Below are 15,425 nucleotides of genomic sequence, written 5' to 3'. Positions count from 1 at the left end.
GGATCAGGTTATCGCTCGCAGAACGCAATATCACTGCCTGTATTCCCCCGAAAAAGAACCGGAAATCAAAGCCACCTTACAACTGGCATCTGTATAAAAAGCGCCATCTGATCGAAAACATGTTCGCAAAGCTGAAAGACTGGCGACGCGTTGCAACCAGATACGATCGCTGCGCTCATACATTCATGTCTGCAATCCACATCGCAGCAAGCTTCATCTTCTATCTTAAAGAATGAGTCCTGAGCCTAAAACATTTTCCGGTAACGGTGGCAGCCGAAGTGGAATCCTGGCACTCAGAAAGCGTCTGTCATGATCGTCGGACACGGAAGCAGCGCCGTCTGTTTCGGGATTCGGGCCCTGGTTATCCGCAGAGCATTCACGGCCTGGCAGAGTCTCGAGATCGTCTGGCTCTGAAGGCTGTGGAATATACTCCGGAATATGGAAAGGCTGGTTCTTGTCATACTCGTAGCTGTCAATTTCAGACTTGTACGGAGAACTCGGATCTTTCACATGATAGTTCTTATTAGAGAAGGGATCGTGAAAAACAGAGATCGAATTATCTCTGAAGCGCATTCCAGTATCGTTGGACAGCGCGGAGGACTGAAAATCGCCGTTCAGCGAAATGAGAGCTTCCCTCGTGAGAAGGGGGGACGTCTTTTTCGAACAGATTATGGGCGGTTGACTGGTCAAGATCTGTTCTAGGGCCAGGGTATGCCCGATCGTCGCATAGGTCATGTCCTCGTCTTCCGGATCCTCAAGAAGGGTATAACCACCCCGCATTAGAGAAGGAGCCCCGCTTTCAGGTGGGATGACAGAAGGCCATTGCCCGGTATTTGGGCGTGCTGGTTCGGTACGGTGGCAGGCGAGAAGATGCATGGCACCTAACAAGGGAGCGAGTGGTTCATAATATTTTTTCAGATCCATGAACACAGTTCTACTCCAAGATCCCTTCCCCCCCTGCGGCGTTTTTTTGGGGGGTGCTCCGCTCGGGGGATATGTTACGGTGATGAACTCCTCCAAATCATTATGAATTTGAACCGACGTTTGGTCCATCAGGTAGTGGGAAAGACTGCGTCTGCTTCCGGGTTCGATAGCTTCAGAAAAGAGATGCGCCAGAAGGTTCCAAGACACATCGATCGTATCACCGTGGTGGACGATCAGGCGGGCTGCAACATGGACGGCCTGGCCGATGATATAAACTCCGGCAAGAAGCAGGGTTCGGCGCCGTTCTTCATAGTCGATAAAGGTCATTTCCCGCGGCGTCAGGCGTGCCGGTCGCAGGCGACGGGGCTTCAATCCCCGGTGAAGGGCGGCGAAATCAAAAGGATCTGATGCTCCAATGCGACCTGTCATATCCTGAAGCCGGGACATGCGCTCATTCAGAAAATTCAACCGTGCCTGCTGTGACGCAGATTGGGATCGTCCTGGTCCGACGGCCTGCGCCAGTTGTGCATGCAGATATTGCAGGCGAAGATAGGTCGTGACTGTCGTCTGGCGATACCGCCTTGCACGGTCCGCTCGGATGAGCATCGTCTCCTCTTCTGCATCCGGTTCATAGTCAAGGGGTCTCTCTGCCCCGAAAGTCCTGGTCCAGTAGGGTCTGCAATGACGATAATGTTCTGCCGTGAACAGCACTGCCTGAAGACGGAGATTGAGATCACGGACAGTCATGCCGCTACGAAGGTTGATGTGCCAGTCCTGCCAGGGGTTCCCCAGGGAGGCCCGGCTCTTGTTCGCGGACTTAGAGATCGTATCCTGAGTGTCTTTGGCGGTCATGGCGGGAAGCTTTCGATTTTYCAGAATGATGCCGTTCAGATGTGACGGTCAGAGTCCTGTCGGACGAAATGCCCGGTGACTGCTGCTCATCAGGGCGGGCCAGGAGCAGAAAACGATCGCAGACAGCCAGAACCGTTTCAAGATCAAATGCCGAGAGCGCGGAAACGAGGGCGTGGTGGGATATGGAAACTCTGCTGTCTGGTTGTCTGGCGGAGGCGTGAAACGCAATTTCCATATCGTTCAGGTCGTCTATCAGGTGATCGGTTAAAGAAGACGGCTGGCCGTGAGGCGTGAGGACAAGATCCTGATAACGATCTGTAGACCCGTTGCTGGAATACGCCTCTGGTAAAGTGAGCTGAAAGAGACGTGTGACTTCGCGCGTCGCAGTCTTTAATCCCACGGGTTTGCCGCGTCGGGCGTCCCCTTTGCGCCAGAGCGCGTGTTTGTAGAGGTCGAAGGCATCGGTCATGCCAATCGAGCGGCGGTCGTTCGAACCGGAAAGACCGATCAGGGCGAAATAATCCGGGGTTCCCCAGTCCGGCATTTCCTCATCCGTCAGGGGCCGTTCGATCCGTCGCCAGCCCCGCGTTTCCTGACGACGAAGCCGCTCTTCCGCTCTCTTGCGCGCTAAGCGGCGTACGCGGCGGCGTCTGAAGGCGGGCAGAGTGTCCGCGAGCGGCGCCAGAGCGTCAGAAATCGTTTTTTTGAGATGCGTGGCCATATCTGTCACGCCGGTTGAAAGGCTCGTTGCATGCCCGGTCTGTGCAGACAGGGAGGAAGAGACAGCTTCAGCCAGAAGGTCATGGATTTTCTGGTGACGATGGCGAGCAAGGGCAGGGGCAAGACTGGGTGAGGAACCTGTCCGTTGTCGGGTCCGTTCAATCGTCAGGCAGGCGTGCTGAAGTGTTGCATACGCACTGTTGCGTCCTGCCCGGGCTTTGTCCAGAAGTGCCAGAGCGCCCTCGCGTTGATCCGGACGCGCCATGTTCCGCGCCATATTGTCGAGAATATCCCGGGAACGAATGGGACGGATATCTCCCAATGCGCGGCGTCCTGCGACCTGACGACGTTCCGCTGCCTCGGATGTCACAAGCCACGTACGTTCCCGATGTCGGGAACCCTGGGTGTAGGCTCGATGGGCATTGATGGCCTGCGAACCACGCGGCATGGCCTCGATATGTTCTGTCGAGGTCACGCCCTGTGTGGCATCAATCGATAGCACATCCCCGTAACCAAGCCGGATCTGGCCGCTTTGGGGATGCTGGAGCGTTGTCCAGGCAACGAAACCTTCACGGCCAGTCCGGTTGCGAAGGGTCAGTCCTGTCTGGTCAGCATCAAGGACTTCGAGCACGGATCCATTGTTTCCGATGATTCCCCGAGTGGCGGTTGGGTATCTGGCATTTGTGCGCGCATAAAGTCTGACGTGATCGCCACGTGCGACTGTCATGGGATAAGTCGTTCCATGCTGGTCGATGGCATCAATCTGGACAAGATCTTCTCCAAGAAGACCGATCTGTCGGCGTCTGATGCGGATTTCACGGGCAATCTCACGGGCATCTGCATTGGTCGGAGCGGATACTGTCAGAGAAAAACCTGGCGCGGTGTATCCTGCGTGATGACGCTCGAGCCAAAGATCGGCAATACGCGTAACAACGTCCGAATAGTCGCCGGATGCCAGGATAAGCGTGCCATCTTCACGTTTGCGGTCAAGCGCTTCACGACTTTGACCATCCCGGAGCATGAGAGCCGTGGCGCGTTCGCGTTCAGAAGTCTGTCTGACACTGGAAACCAGTTCCGGGATAGCGTCTGGTCCAAGCGCTCTGCGCAGAAGGTCGACGACGGGTCCGGCTTCCACCGCCTGGCACTGCTGGGGATCGCCGATCAAAACAAGCCGACACCCGCTATCCGCCTGGGCCTGAACAAGTTCGAGAAGCTGGGTGGTGCTCAGAAGGCTGAGTTCATCAAGAATGACTAAACTGTTTGCGTCGAGCGAGATCTTGCCGGTTTTGATGCCGTGCAGGAGCGGGTGGCAGGCTTTGATCTGATTTTCAGGAATGCCGGCATCTGCAAGATCAGTCGCCTGGCGCCAGGCTATCGCAGTGCCCCAGACTGTCCGTCCAGCTCTTTTCCAGGCCTGTACCAGCGGTGCCAGAAGAGTGGTTTTCCCCGAGCCAGCCACACCCACGAGAACGGAAAGACGTCCGCATGTGGCCAGGGCCGTCATGGCGCGACGTTGGGCCTGCCCGTGGGAAGAGGAGAAGTCCAGACCCGTCACGAGAATGGCTGCGTCAATTTCTGGCTCAGTTATTGCACCATCCCGATCATTGGCGGCCTTCCGTGCCAGTTCAATCACCGCCTGCTCACGGGTGACATGCAGTCCAGTAGTGAATTTGAGACTACGGTCGCCACGCCGGTTGTAATGCTCAACGCAGATGAGCCTTGTTTCCTCGCCGTCCAGCAACAGTGGCCGGGTCTGCATTGTTTGAATGATGATATCAATGTCTTCAGGAGCATGGACGCCGAAGGCGATCAGGGCCTGTGCGGCGCAATGTCGCGCCGTGGCTTCATCAAGGACAGCGCTCTCTCTAAATCGTTCCGCAACCAGCTCGGCAGCCAGATGATGGGCGTGGTCAAGCCGTTGGTCAGGGTGGGTCAATGGAGTTATCGGGCGATCGCCCACAAAATCGGGAACAGTCCACCCAAAATCTGCCGCAGTCTGCTTCCAGTATACGAAATCGGCAATATCATCCGATTTGGGCTGTCTTTTGTCTCCCTGAGTACCAGATTTGAGCAGACTGATACGCTGTGACGATGTCAGGCTGTCCCATTCCAGACCCTGGGATGTCGCAAATTGTCGCGCCGCATCGCGGCCTCCCTGAGTTCGCTTCGAGAAAGCATCGCGCACGCCGTCCGGTACATCCGGAAGGCGCGCGGCTCCCGTCTTTGGATCGAACGCGACTTTGACCCCCAGCTTGCGTAAATTCTGGGCCAGATACGCTTGATAGAGAGCTCCGAGTTCCTTGATCCGTCCACCAAGGCGATCGAGATCAAGGGCGCCGACGCGACCGGACCGTGTGACAACCGCATTTGGCACCACCACATGCGTGTGAAGCTGAGGATCGCCTGGACTCATGACCGAGACCGGGCGCGTAAAGGTTTCTCCACTTGACGGGTCCGTGTCTTCCAGGTCGACGGTAGGCCTTGCGGTGAAGTGAATAAACTGCATCCATGCGATGTGACCCTGCTCAAAACCGCCTGCGCCTGCTTTCCCTTTCCGCGCACGCCCGATGATTGTTTCAATGAACGCCATGGCAGCCGTCACGGCGTCTTGATGCGCCTGCAGGATCATGGCGCGTTCGGCATCAGTCGTTGCTAACGCGAAGGCGATCGAAACGGATTTGTCTGCGGACCATGTAAGATCAATGTAACCAATCGGTGAGCGACTGGACGTGATTGCGTCGCCAATTGTCTGTCGGGATATCTTTTGCCCTGCGAAGTTGAGGCCTGCCGCAAGCTGCAGGCTGAGCTTTTCGTCAACAGCATGATTCTGGGGAACACTGTAAAGATGAAGCAGACGTTTGAATGCTGCGCAGCGCGTGTTGTCCTGTGCACATCTGGCTGCCATCCCGCCAAGTCGTTGCCAGGTCTGGGGATCAGATAAAGACGCAAGCGAAACATCGAGAATGGAAGCAATATCTGTGGTGGCGGACTGATACTGTTTTCCGGATATCGGGCGGCCGTCTGCCCGAAGTCCGCATAACAGGTTCATGATCATCTCGCGCGAAAGCCCTTTTTCCGTCGTCGACAGGCCGAGCGCGGCTAGCGGTCGTGGATCAATGGAATCGCCAAGCTCGGCTGAGCAGATATCCGGCCCGAGCGGAGCGCTGCTTCCATTGTAATATTGAAGCAGCGCGCTCTGTGCGCTCGGAATGGTTGCTTCAAGGAGATGGTCAGCCATGAAGCGCGCCGCTGAGGGCGCTCCCCCCGCACCCGTTCGATAAGTCAGCATCAGCTATTTTCGCTGAGGAGCGTCTGTAATTCCGTGGACAGCGTTTGAGCAACACTGTCGGGAAGCCGATAAATGGTCGTATGCAGGTCGGAAATTCTGGCCTCCTGCGTTCGAAGCGCAGAAGCGATCTTACCCACGAGGGATATCAGGTCGCTTTCTCCGGGGGCGGGGGCGGAAATTGCTTCGGTCAAGAGACAGAGCAATTTACCGTGCGCCGCTTGGGTCTCCACAATTGTGCCCAGTAACGTAACGAGCACGGCTTGTTCATTTGAAGTCTCATTGATTGCTGTCATCTGATCCACTTGCATCGAGAGTTGCAGTAACAAAATCTGGAAGTCGACCGGGCATAACCATAGTCTTTGGGCGAGTTGGGTCGGTCGGGATTTTCAAAGGAAGCCAGCAACCCAGTTGATTGCGGTCATTATCAAAAACAAACGATGTTTTGTGGCGACATATGTCCCAGATACTGGTCACGGCGAGCCGATTTAGCTTGATAAGAGGGGCCCATGCTTTCAGCTCTTCAGGATGTTCCTGAAAAAGTTTGGCAGCCTCACTGTTATTGCTGTTGATCGTGGTAATTTCCGCAATGCGTGCAGCATCGTTGACTTTATAAAAGGCATCGCCTTCTGCTTTCGCAATGGCGAACCCATCATCGTAGCCGCGTAAATGGCCAACCCCGTAGAGGCACGTTGCGAGAACGACTGCTGCAAGTGCGGAAGCGACCAGTGTATTGCGATTGATAGATCGCACGCGCTGGGTAAAGGCTTTTTCGGCAATTTTCGCGACATGCTCACCCGTCTCGTGGATCGTTTTCGCATGAATCTGCCGCGCAAGTGTCGCGTACCTTTCCGCTTCGGCATCGAGTTTGCGTGTTTCTGCCGTGAGGGTCTCGGTCCGAGCTCTGAGAGCGCCCGTAATTTCAGTATCAATAACTTGCGTGAATTTTCTCAATTCGCACTTTTGCTCATCAAGTGCCTGACATGCGGCATCCCATGCGACCATCAGCGGCCACAACGGATCCTCTTCAAGAATTCCGTATTTCTTTGCGACGTCGACCATGCCAGGCGGCCGATCGAATGTGCATTTCGATGTATCTGTCATGATTCTGTTCCCAGACGTGAATTACGGAAGATAATGAGTAACTCTGGCGAAGCTTGTTTCCATTTCGCGCATCCAAGTCTGAACCCGCTGGCGATCGAAAACGCCAAGGGGGTTACTTCCGGCCCCCGAGAGGGCATCGAAAAATTTCAATCGTCGCTCGGATAGTCGATGCGCACAGCTCAGGGTCGGCACTGGAACGAGCTCAGCGCCGGCGTTGAGGATGGCTTGAAAAGGTTCATGCTGGCTGACCGCGGTCTCAAGCCACGAAACAGCATCAATATGGCTCGGAAGAGCGAAACGTGAGAACACGATGAGTGTAGCTGGTGGTGCAAAAGCATCATACAATGAGTAGAGGGCACCCAAGTCGTCCGGATCCCCGCCGATGCAGTACAAAGCGACCGGGGTCAGCCCTGCTTCCTGGATGCTCTCGACAAGAGACAATTCCCGGCTCATTTTTTTGATCGTTTGATCTCCTCCACCAAAATCGACGATGAGCGACTGGGCTGTGGTGGAGGCTCGTTCGATCTCTGCTTCAAACCAGGCGCCCACTGCCGCTGGCTCTGCAGAAGGTGGCGATGATGCCTCTGGGAAAAATCCTCGCAGGGACTGATTTGTGTGATCGCCGTCAGCGAGAAGCACTGATCTGCCGGCGTTGTGTGCTCGTTCATATAACCAGCGCTGAGTACATGTTTTTCCTCGCCCGCCGCGGCCCCCGCCAATCAGGCAGATCGGCTTGCTCGCTTTATCGCAGTCCGAGAGGTTCTGCGGCGCGTCTTTTTGCGTCTTACGGGCTATTTCGTCAGACGATGGACTAACCATGATTAACTCCAGTGTTCGCCACCAGAATGAAAGTCATTTCATTCGGAGTGGCATAAATTAGATAACCTCATCCTTGAGATGCTCATCAGATAGAAATTTTGTCTCTTGAGGCTGAGGTATTTAATTTGAAAAACCGGAGAACAATCAACTTATTTATGTAGTCTTTCCTCGATTTATCAAAAAATATCTCCACAATTACATGGAAATTATTTCATAATTAATTGTCTGGATGGACCATGATGTTTTTGGACGTGTCACTGGACGGCCCTGGCGGTTCACGGCGTCTGGTGTCCTGACGGCGGAATGCAATATCACTATTTCGTGATGAGCTAATTCCTGTTGTTCTTCGATCTCTGATTCGCAGAAATTGGCTTCGGCATGGGCGTTTCCGAACGCCGCAACTGCTGCATGGCCTTTTTCAGCTTTTCTTCTACGCTCCAATTTCTCGATGGTGGCTCCTCGTTCGATCTTCGGCCGTCGAAGCCTGTATGTTCATCCGCCTTTGAAACTGGTCGGGCCGTACTGGATGTCGATGGAGCAGCGGTGTGTTGAAGAAAATGGACCAACGGAGAGGCTACCCGTTCCGAACGTGCTTTTGCATTAACCTTGAGCTCAACGCGTCGCCATGCCTTGCGGACCGTGTCCGGCGTCAAAGGGCCGTTACGGGCATTGCGAATACCAAGTCTAGAGAAGCCGGCCGTGACCGAACGCCAGTCAGGCGAGCCGTTCAAACTGGGCTGCAATGCCTCATATTGGAGTTCAAGAAACGTAGGTAGCTCTTGACCGCGTGTCTTGATCCGGGCCTCGCGAAAGAGAAGTATGATCTCCTTTTCGGACAATATTTTCATGAAAACCCTGACTGCTGCAGTGGCACGAGACTGAAAGCGCCTATCATAGAGGACGCACGCTCAGACCTCTTCAGATTTAGTAGACTGAAAATAAGCCACCAGAAAAATCGCTCATCCTGAGGAAAAGGATTCAATTTTTTTTCTGGATGCCAAACGATCGGGACCGGAAAGATCTCAAATGATTTCTGACATGATTGCGCTCTTGACGGGGCACCGAGCGGATATCAGGCGGACATCCGCCGGACAAAGAGAGTGCGGAAAATCTGTTACAGACCAAGGCACCCTTGGTGCGTGGCAGTGAACTTTTGAGAAAAACAGCAGAACCCGGCTGGACTGCTGACACTGATGGTCATCGCATGAGTTGCCTGAAAGGCAGGGCAGGGTCATAGCCGGCTGGCGCGGCTTACGAAACCTGGTGAAGCTGCAACACGCATGGGGTGAAAGTTGCATCCCGTCTGAGCGGGGGAAGTCCTTTTCTTCTGCAGACAAGGGGAGGGGAGCTGCGCTGCGGCTCTCGCCCCAGAGTTTCTCTCTGCCAGATGGCAAGACCCTGCGGGTGATCACAGTCTTTTACTGGATCTTTTATGCTTTTCTCTCCCTCTGACGTTCCAGCGCGAATTATCGGGCTCGCCCCCACAGGCTCTCCTGCTCGTCCAAAGGGTGGTGCCTCCACTTTGATTGAAGCCTGTCTGCTCGATCTGCTGGTCTGTAATTCCGGCGTTGCCAGCCACTCTGCTGAGCGCATGTGTCTGTGGTCTCCGACCGAACGGCTCACCGTGACGCACATTCCGCATGATACGATCAATACGTCGGTCTTTCTGCGTCTTGATCCGGAACTGCGGAACGATCTCGTTCATCGACCTTTTCTTGAGGCGATCGAGCACGACCAAGACGTGGGAAAGGAGCACGGCGCACCGACACTGATCGTGCCACTGGACGGTCGTGTCCAGGGCTGGCTCGCGCCTTTGCCTCATGGGGATGATCTGCGGGTTCTGCGTTTTGACAGGCTGATGAAGAGCCTGTTTTCAAACCTGATTGTCGGGCGCGATGATTACCACCGCATCTGGAAGCTCTACGATCCGCAAACAAGCGCTCCGTATCATCCGGCGTCGTTGATACACGACGTGTTCGTCGCCGGCCGCATTCTCTCTGGCGTGCTGAGTGAACTACCGCTCTCAGAAGTGCTCGCCGCCGCCCGCTGACGGCAGTTTCATTTCCGCTTTTATCCCGCGGCAGCATCCCTGTGCGTTGCCGCTGTACTCTTCTTATTCAGGACAATCGATTATGTTGCTCTCTTCCTCCTCCAGCACTCGGATGGGTGCTGGATGCTCTGTCGCGCGCTCTTTTTTCGAGCCAACACCGGACGACCTTCTCCTATATCGTGAGCTCAGTCTGCGCCTGAAAGCCCAGCCTCCGAGTTCCCTGTTCCGCTATATCCCCACCCCGGCCGGGCAACACCTGACCCGGCTTGGCGACTGCGGAACCTGGGCCTGGGCTGCCGTCATCAAAGCGGCCATGGCGTGCTGGAACGATCTGCCGACAGGAGGAAAAATTGCTGAAGATGGGACGCAGCTCAACTCCACGCCCGAGCGGATCGCCTGGGAAGCCCTGCGTCCGGTTACCCCCTCCGACATTACACTGGACGTCGAGCCCCCCATCCAGATCGCGGCACCGGCACACTTCTTCTCCGATTTGGGGATCCGGTTTCAGGACCGGGTTCGGTACGTTGAGGTTGTAGGCGCCTGCGGTGCAGACCGGGTGACGCGCAATGACTGGGAAGCGCATCTGCTGGCGCAGTTCGACCGGCGGCTGGAGGTCTACCGGCAGAAGCAGCTTACACCCGAGATCTGGTATCTCAACGACCTGCTTGAGCCAGCGCAGTTACAGGAGCGTTTCCTTGCCCTGGTAGCGCAGCTTCGCGCGGGAGACGGGTCATGACCCCTGGTCCGATCCGGCTGCCGCGCTGGCCCGCGGGACGGATCTGTCTCGTGGATCTCACACCAGCAGCATGGGAGGTGCCGCATCACGGCGCCTCCATCACCCTGTGTTTTCGCGAAGGCTTCTTCGAGGACGACGCAGGGATGACGTGGCTCACGGAGGTCACCTGCCGACAGGGACATCTCGAAGAAAGTCTCGATGATGATGGCCGTCCTCATCTAACCCTGAGCGACAGACTCTTTCGCAATCTGATGCCCGTCGGACGCCCGATGCCTCTGGTTCTGGCGGGCTATCACATGAGCTTTTTGAGACGTCTCATGGGCGGACCTCACGACCGGCCTCCGTTTGATCTGTGTCTTTACAGAGGCCTTCGGCAGCTCTGCCCCTGGGTGGCTGACTTCGGGCTGCAGCTATCCGCCATCGAGCTGGTGCCGGAAAACATTCCGTTGATGACTAGGTCCGGGCCTCAAGCCCGGTTTGCCTCTGCCGAAACCCTGTTGGATGTCCTGCTGGCCAGGCTTCCAGTGAACCGACTGGTTGCGATGTCCAGCGTGGCGGTTCCGCCACCACCAGAGGACGAACCGCTGAGCGGAATGTCCGGCTGGTGCAACATGACACCTGACCGCGTTTTCGTAGCAGATCAGGAAAAGGAAACCTGAAAGTCTTTTCCTTGAACGCCTCCCTCTGCTTGTAACGGCAGAGGGGGTTCTCTCTTATGTAGCCTCAGAACAACCCACTGCCGGTTTTGACAGCGGAGGCATTCATCGTGTGGTGCCAGACGACGTCGCCGTTGAAGATCACCGTCAGGGTCTTTTCCGTGCCATGAGTGCCCTGATGCAGGTCGCCATAGAGCGGAATGAAGTTGGCAGCGTCAGACGAGGCGTTGGTGAACGCATAGCGCCACTGCTCATGGCCGCTGTCGGTGAACGTGCTCTCGCGCGGGTCTCCGAACAGGGCCCGGATCTGCTCTTTGGTGGTCACGCCATCATGGATCTTCTGATCGATGGACGCACCAGTCTCGTTTTTGATGGTTTCGTTCCCTTCCGAGGCACAGCCTGTCAGGGCGACCAGTCCGGTGAGAGACAATGTGACGGCAAGAGTTCTGAGAAGACGCACAGACATGAGACATCCTTTGTTAATTTTACAAACAGTTACTGAATAAAGAATTAGAGAAAAGCCCACAACCTGCCGAAAAACGAACGGACGTCTCAGTCCAGCCCGCGAAGCCTGCGGCGGTCTTCAGCGGCTTTCAGTTTTCGGAGAAACGGTTCACGCGGAGCCGTCCAGCAGCTCATGCCCACAACGAATGCAAAGAGCGGATGCCAGGGCAGAGCCAGGGCGATGCCGCACAAAAGACAGGCGCCCGCTCCGAACCACGAGACATATCTCAGCAGAACCCGCGTCTCGTCTTCCTCTGCACCGTACTCTTCGAGATAGGCGGCCAGACGGGCCGCGCGCTTTGCTTCGGTCGCTTCGCTGTACAGACCGTCTGTTGAAGACGTCATGAGCGCTTATCTCCCCCAATGGGCATGGAAGACGACCCGGATCACCAGCGCCGTGCCCAGCATCAGCGCCGCAGGCGGCAGGATGTCGCGCGCCTTCAGCCACGCAAACAGCCTGACCGACGATCCCAGCGCCAGAACCAGCAGGAGAAGAACGATGAGGACAAGAAGGAGAGAAACGACCATGTCAGACGCCCCCTGACAGGCAAGAACAGGGGCTAGACCAGAAGACACAACGGGACAGAGACAGCATCGCCAGCTCCTTGCGGTTCACGTGTGGCAGGACGGCCCTGCACACAAAGTGAACTCAACAAGTCAGATGATCTACGATTTACCGCGCACCGTCAATACGGTTATACGCCCGTTTCGAGAAACAGGTTCCCGTATATCGCAAACGCCTCAGGGATGGGGCACGCCGCCGATCCAGACCACTTCGCCGAGCAGCTTGAAGCAGTCGAGGCGATCAGCTTCAACGTCCTGGGGTGGGTAGCGATGATTGTCAGCAATCACCCGGACCCCGCCACCGAGTTTGGGGTCAAGGCGACGGATCAGGACGGCGCCAGCGCTCTCCAGCGCATAGAGAGCGCTGCCCGTCACGGCCGTGACGCTTCGGTCCACGATGACCAGATCGCCTGAGGACAAAGTCGGCTCCATCGCATCGCCTGCATTGCTGATGAGGCAGAGGGACGTGAGGTCCCGGGGAATCACGCTCTGTAGCCAGTCACGGCCAATCCGCAGGCCGTCTTCATGATGATCATACCAGGGCACGACGACCTGACGGGTCGAGGTGGTCTGGACCGCTGTCGCCCCCGAAGGTGAGCCGCCAGCCGTACCAAAAGCGATCCAGTCCAGGGACACGCCGCAGACCCGGGCCAGTGAGGCAAGGGCGGAGAACTTCATCTCCCCGCCATTCATGTAATCCCTCAGGGTCGTATACGGCACGCCCGCCGCCTTGGCGGCATGGGTGATGCCAATACTCTGGGCCGCTTCGCGGAGGCGCTCGCCGCGCTCGCGCATCAGGCGGATCTGGTCGTCCATGAGTTTACGCTTTCGCCTGGAATGTCGGGGCACGCAGAGGGTCCTCATTCGGAAATGAGGCATGAATACGATATTCCGCTTGATATGGAAGTCGGAAAACCGTATCTCTTGGCATCGAAATGTTGCGTGGCCCGTGACTCGTCATCGTCAGATCCTCGCATGAAACCGACATTTTTGTCCAAGGGATTGTCATGCCTGAAGATCCACTGTTGCCACCACCCCGTCCAGCCGGTCTCGAGGACCTGCATGCCGGTCTGCATGACGTGCTGCGTCTGATCGAGATCGAGCATGCACTGCTCAAAGGGCGGTTGGAGAGCCTGCGCGCGGATACGGAAGGCGCGCGTCTGCTGGAAGGCGTGATGGTGCTCGGGGCCGTGCTGCAACAGCGGATGGGCGGTCTGCTCCAGCTCTGCCGTGAGGTCGGGAAGCTGTGACGGAGCGGTCCGTCGGACACAGCGCGTCCTGAACCTGCCGTCTGGCTTCGTCGAAGCCGCGTCGTTCCTTCCATACGGTCATCATCTCTTATGTCAGAACACTCAGACCCGTCTTCTGAGCACATTGTGCTGGACGGACACGGCCCTGCGCTTGCGCTTCCTTTTGGTACCTATCCGCTGACGGACGTGCAGAAGCAAATCAGGAGAGCCTTTTTCAACACACCCTTGGGGTACAGCCGTCTGCGTCGGCCGTTCATGGAACGCTTCAAACGAGACTGCGCCTCAGGTCCTGTTGATGCGACCCTGTTCGGGCTGAAGATGCGGTTTTATCCGCAGGATAACCAGACGGATGCAAAATCAGCGGTTTGTGGCGCGTGCTACAATCATCGCGAGCTGAAATGGCTGCGTCATCATCTGCCCAAAGGCGGGACGTTTGTGGATGTCGGCGCGAATATGGGGTTCTTTTCTCTCTATGCTGCCCAGCGGGACGCCCGTGTTATCGCCGTTGAACCGAACCCGATCCTGTTCGAGCGCCTGACGACCAATCTGAGGCTGAACGGGATGCGGGCCGATCTCTTCCGTGTGGCCGTGGGCGATCAGGAGGGCTCTGGTCAGCTCGTGCAGGTGAACGGGGATTTCGGCGGGGGTCGGATTGGTGCGGGGCACGGTGCTGCGGTGCGGATCCGTCCACTTCTGGACATTCTGCAGGCCTGCGATGTGACGGCCGTGCATGTTCTGAAGATCGACATCGAGGGCTACGAAGACCGGGCGCTGCTGCCGTTTTTCCGCGAGGCACCAGCGGCGTTGTGGCCCGATCATCTCATCATGGAAGACACCGAGCATGGCCGGTGGGCTCAGGACGTCTTTCCGATGCTGCGGCGCTGTGGGTATGAGCGCCGCTCCCGCAGTCGGGGGAATATTCTGCTCTCCAGGTTTTGAGGGATGCTGGGGAGGAGAAGTTTGTCAGCTATGGGGGGACAGCGAAGTGTCTGCTGTTGATGGATGGGCTTCGATAAGCGGACGTCTTGAACAGGGAACATTGAGCACCTGTGAACTCGGAGCACAAGTTCTGGCTATTTTCTTGTCGCGAACACCTTTCCAGTTCCCAAGAACTGGCCATCCTGATCCAAATACCCATCAGAGACCTGGCGGACTTTATCCTCCAAAAACGCATCGAAGATACCTGCAATCTCACATGGCGAGAAATGAAAAAGCTGATTCTTGCTCTGCGTATCTGATGCGACCAACAAGCCGTCTGGCAAATAGTCGCTCCCGGAAAGAACGCCTATAACCCGTGCGTGCAGCATTTTGTCGGAAATTGTTTTCGGCTGTACTCTCCCAAGCTTCCGCACTGTCATATCATAGTTGTTGTATATCCCGCTTGCAGTGCGACTTACGAACGGTTCACGCCATTCCGCATCCTTCTTGCGCATAATCTCGTGAACCTCCAGTGGCGTTGTGCAAAAACGATCCGTCACCAGCCGGCATTCGATCAACCGTCTCATGCATATCGCGGCAACTCCTACCGCCCTTTCTAGCATATGATAGGGGTTGTAGTCGGTCTCCTCCTCAGCAAGTGCTTCGCCAAGGTGCGTAATAATTCTGCGACGCTGTTCGGATAGCTCATTCTTCCATGTGTAAGACTGCCACTCGGAAGAGCTCACGTGGCCCAACTTACGCGCTTCATTGATCCGCTTTTCTATTCCTTCGTTAGGCTCAGGACTCATAGCCAGAACATGACGGTTGCAGCGAGGCAGATGGCTGAGAAGAAGACGGTCGGGCATCTGTCATAGCGGGTTGCGACCCGCCGCCAGTCCTTGAGGCGACCGAACATGATTTCGATGCTGTTGCGACGTTTGTATCTTCTCTTGTCATATTTGACTGGTTTTCCGCGGGATCTCCGTCCCGGAATGCAGGGCCTGATCCCTTTTCCCTCCAGGGCATCCCTGAACCAGTCAGC

The 15,425-nt window shown here is 56.2% G+C and carries 18 protein-coding genes; 6 read left to right on the top strand and 12 right to left on the bottom strand.

Annotation, left to right across the window (positions count from 1 at the left end; genetic code table 11):
- On the top strand, nucleotides 1-236 hold a 236-nt coding region (locus tag KP707_RS16300), incomplete at its 5' end, for a transposase (protein WP_215763073.1).
- Here the strand turns inward: KP707_RS16300 and KP707_RS16295 are convergent.
- From KP707_RS16295 to KP707_RS16270, 6 genes are all read right to left on the bottom strand, one after another.
- Nucleotides 226-1,776 (bottom strand): hypothetical protein, encoded by a 1,551-nt coding sequence (locus KP707_RS16295; RefSeq protein ID WP_215751956.1) that lies wholly within the window; start codon nucleotides 1,774-1,776, stop codon nucleotides 226-228. The two genes, KP707_RS16300 and KP707_RS16295, sit on opposite strands and share 11 nt — an antisense overlap.
- Nucleotides 1,742-5,785, bottom strand: coding sequence for a MobF family relaxase (gene mobF, locus KP707_RS16290; RefSeq protein ID WP_215769441.1), 4,044 nt, complete (start codon nucleotides 5,783-5,785; stop codon nucleotides 1,742-1,744). The genes KP707_RS16295 and mobF overlap by 35 nt, the downstream gene beginning before the upstream one ends.
- A complete protein-coding gene (locus KP707_RS16285; RefSeq protein WP_172492711.1) occupies nucleotides 5,785-6,078 on the bottom strand; it encodes a hypothetical protein in 294 nt (97 codons plus the stop codon). Before KP707_RS16285 ends, mobF begins: the two co-directional genes overlap by 1 nt.
- Nucleotides 6,062-6,844 (bottom strand): hypothetical protein, encoded by a 783-nt coding sequence (locus KP707_RS16280; RefSeq protein WP_252348931.1) that lies wholly within the window; start codon nucleotides 6,842-6,844, stop codon nucleotides 6,062-6,064. Before KP707_RS16280 ends, KP707_RS16285 begins: the two co-directional genes overlap by 17 nt.
- Before the next feature lie 63 nt (nucleotides 6,845-6,907).
- Nucleotides 6,908-7,435: a hypothetical protein gene (locus KP707_RS16275; protein ID WP_252348929.1), complete on the bottom strand. Its 528-nt coding sequence runs from the start codon at nucleotides 7,433-7,435 to the stop codon at nucleotides 6,908-6,910.
- Nucleotides 7,436-8,034: 599 nt separating this feature from the next.
- A complete protein-coding gene (locus tag KP707_RS16270) occupies nucleotides 8,035-8,553 on the bottom strand; it encodes a hypothetical protein (RefSeq protein ID WP_215751952.1) in 519 nt (172 codons plus the stop codon).
- A gap of 584 nt (nucleotides 8,554-9,137) precedes the next feature.
- Here KP707_RS16270 and KP707_RS16265 point away from each other — a divergent pair.
- From KP707_RS16265 to KP707_RS16255, 3 genes are all read left to right on the top strand, one after another.
- Nucleotides 9,138-9,755, top strand: a complete 618-nt coding sequence (locus KP707_RS16265; protein ID WP_215751951.1) for a hypothetical protein — start codon at nucleotides 9,138-9,140, stop codon at nucleotides 9,753-9,755.
- 82 nt (nucleotides 9,756-9,837) lie between these two features.
- Complete coding sequence (locus KP707_RS16260) at nucleotides 9,838-10,491, top strand: hypothetical protein (RefSeq protein WP_252348928.1); 654 nt, start codon at nucleotides 9,838-9,840, stop codon at nucleotides 10,489-10,491.
- Nucleotides 10,488-11,150, top strand: coding sequence for a hypothetical protein (locus KP707_RS16255; RefSeq protein WP_215751950.1), 663 nt, complete (start codon nucleotides 10,488-10,490; stop codon nucleotides 11,148-11,150). Before KP707_RS16260 ends, KP707_RS16255 begins: the two co-directional genes overlap by 4 nt.
- A gap of 64 nt (nucleotides 11,151-11,214) precedes the next feature.
- On the opposite strand, the gene KP707_RS16250 is transcribed toward KP707_RS16255, so the two are convergent.
- From KP707_RS16250 to KP707_RS16235, 4 genes are all read right to left on the bottom strand, one after another.
- On the bottom strand, nucleotides 11,215-11,613 hold the full coding sequence (locus KP707_RS16250) for an outer membrane protein assembly factor BamE (RefSeq protein WP_007284192.1): 399 nt from the start codon (nucleotides 11,611-11,613) through the stop codon (nucleotides 11,215-11,217).
- An 86-nt stretch (nucleotides 11,614-11,699) separates the two neighbouring features.
- Nucleotides 11,700-11,996 carry a hypothetical protein gene (locus tag KP707_RS16245; protein WP_215751887.1) on the bottom strand — a complete coding sequence of 99 codons (297 nt, stop codon included), beginning with the start codon at nucleotides 11,994-11,996 and terminating at the stop codon, nucleotides 11,700-11,702.
- A 6-nt stretch (nucleotides 11,997-12,002) separates the two neighbouring features.
- Complete coding sequence (locus tag KP707_RS16240) at nucleotides 12,003-12,179, bottom strand: hypothetical protein (RefSeq protein ID WP_224777768.1); 177 nt, start codon at nucleotides 12,177-12,179, stop codon at nucleotides 12,003-12,005.
- Between the two features lie 213 nt (nucleotides 12,180-12,392).
- Complete coding sequence (locus KP707_RS16235) at nucleotides 12,393-13,031, bottom strand: LexA family transcriptional regulator (RefSeq protein WP_215769440.1); 639 nt, start codon at nucleotides 13,029-13,031, stop codon at nucleotides 12,393-12,395.
- 191 nt (nucleotides 13,032-13,222) lie between these two features.
- Here KP707_RS16235 and KP707_RS16230 point away from each other — a divergent pair, with 191 nt between their 5' ends.
- Together KP707_RS16230 and KP707_RS16225 are read left to right on the top strand one after the other, a co-directional pair.
- Nucleotides 13,223-13,465: a hypothetical protein gene (locus tag KP707_RS16230; protein WP_007284186.1), complete on the top strand. Its 243-nt coding sequence runs from the start codon at nucleotides 13,223-13,225 to the stop codon at nucleotides 13,463-13,465.
- Between the two features lie 90 nt (nucleotides 13,466-13,555).
- Entirely contained in the window at nucleotides 13,556-14,404 is an 849-nt protein-coding gene (locus KP707_RS16225) for an FkbM family methyltransferase (protein WP_215751975.1), read from the top strand.
- A 134-nt stretch (nucleotides 14,405-14,538) separates the two neighbouring features.
- On the opposite strand, the gene KP707_RS16220 is transcribed toward KP707_RS16225, so the two are convergent.
- Together KP707_RS16220 and KP707_RS16215 are read right to left on the bottom strand one after the other, a co-directional pair.
- The gene (locus KP707_RS16220) at nucleotides 14,539-15,192 is read right to left on the bottom strand and encodes a hypothetical protein (RefSeq protein WP_215751974.1); all 654 of its coding nucleotides are present in this window, start codon (nucleotides 15,190-15,192) and stop codon (nucleotides 14,539-14,541) included.
- On the bottom strand, nucleotides 15,189-15,425 hold a 237-nt coding region (locus KP707_RS16215), incomplete at its 5' end, for a transposase (protein ID WP_215769439.1). The genes KP707_RS16220 and KP707_RS16215, both read right to left, overlap by 4 nt.

Origin of the sequence: Gluconobacter sp. P5E10 (assembly GCF_018812145.1) — a bacterium.
Lineage (GTDB): Bacteria > Pseudomonadota > Alphaproteobacteria > Acetobacterales > Acetobacteraceae > Gluconobacter > Gluconobacter cerinus.
The sequence above is the reverse complement of the archived record's forward strand: the minus strand, read 5'-3'. Positions and strand labels throughout refer to the sequence as shown.

Excerpts from the sequence above, each read along its gene's own strand:
- KP707_RS16255 (WP_215751950.1), top strand. The coding sequence starts at position 10,488 with ATGACCCCTGGTCCGATCCGGCTGCCGCGCTGGCCCGCGGGACGGATC.
- KP707_RS16285 (WP_172492711.1), bottom strand. The coding sequence starts at position 6,078 with ATGACAGCAATCAATGAGACTTCAAATGAACAAGCCGTGCTCGTTACG.
- KP707_RS16250 (WP_007284192.1), bottom strand. The coding sequence starts at position 11,613 with ATGTCTGTGCGTCTTCTCAGAACTCTTGCCGTCACATTGTCTCTCACC.
- KP707_RS16280 (WP_252348931.1), bottom strand. The coding sequence starts at position 6,844 with ATGGTCGACGTCGCAAAGAAATACGGAATTCTTGAAGAGGATCCGTTG.
- KP707_RS16230 (WP_007284186.1), top strand. The coding sequence starts at position 13,223 with ATGCCTGAAGATCCACTGTTGCCACCACCCCGTCCAGCCGGTCTCGAG.
- KP707_RS16295 (WP_215751956.1), bottom strand. The coding sequence starts at position 1,776 with ATGACCGCCAAAGACACTCAGGATACGATCTCTAAGTCCGCGAACAAG.
- KP707_RS16240 (WP_224777768.1), bottom strand. The coding sequence starts at position 12,179 with ATGGTCGTTTCTCTCCTTCTTGTCCTCATCGTTCTTCTCCTGCTGGTT.
- KP707_RS16270 (WP_215751952.1), bottom strand. The coding sequence starts at position 8,553 with ATGAAAATATTGTCCGAAAAGGAGATCATACTTCTCTTTCGCGAGGCC.
- KP707_RS16260 (WP_252348928.1), top strand. The coding sequence starts at position 9,838 with ATGTTGCTCTCTTCCTCCTCCAGCACTCGGATGGGTGCTGGATGCTCT.
- KP707_RS16265 (WP_215751951.1), top strand. The coding sequence starts at position 9,138 with ATGCTTTTCTCTCCCTCTGACGTTCCAGCGCGAATTATCGGGCTCGCC.
- KP707_RS16235 (WP_215769440.1), bottom strand. The coding sequence starts at position 13,031 with ATGGACGACCAGATCCGCCTGATGCGCGAGCGCGGCGAGCGCCTCCGC.
- KP707_RS16225 (WP_215751975.1), top strand. The coding sequence starts at position 13,556 with ATGTCAGAACACTCAGACCCGTCTTCTGAGCACATTGTGCTGGACGGA.
- KP707_RS16220 (WP_215751974.1), bottom strand. The coding sequence starts at position 15,192 with ATGAGTCCTGAGCCTAACGAAGGAATAGAAAAGCGGATCAATGAAGCG.
- KP707_RS16245 (WP_215751887.1), bottom strand. The coding sequence starts at position 11,996 with ATGACGTCTTCAACAGACGGTCTGTACAGCGAAGCGACCGAAGCAAAG.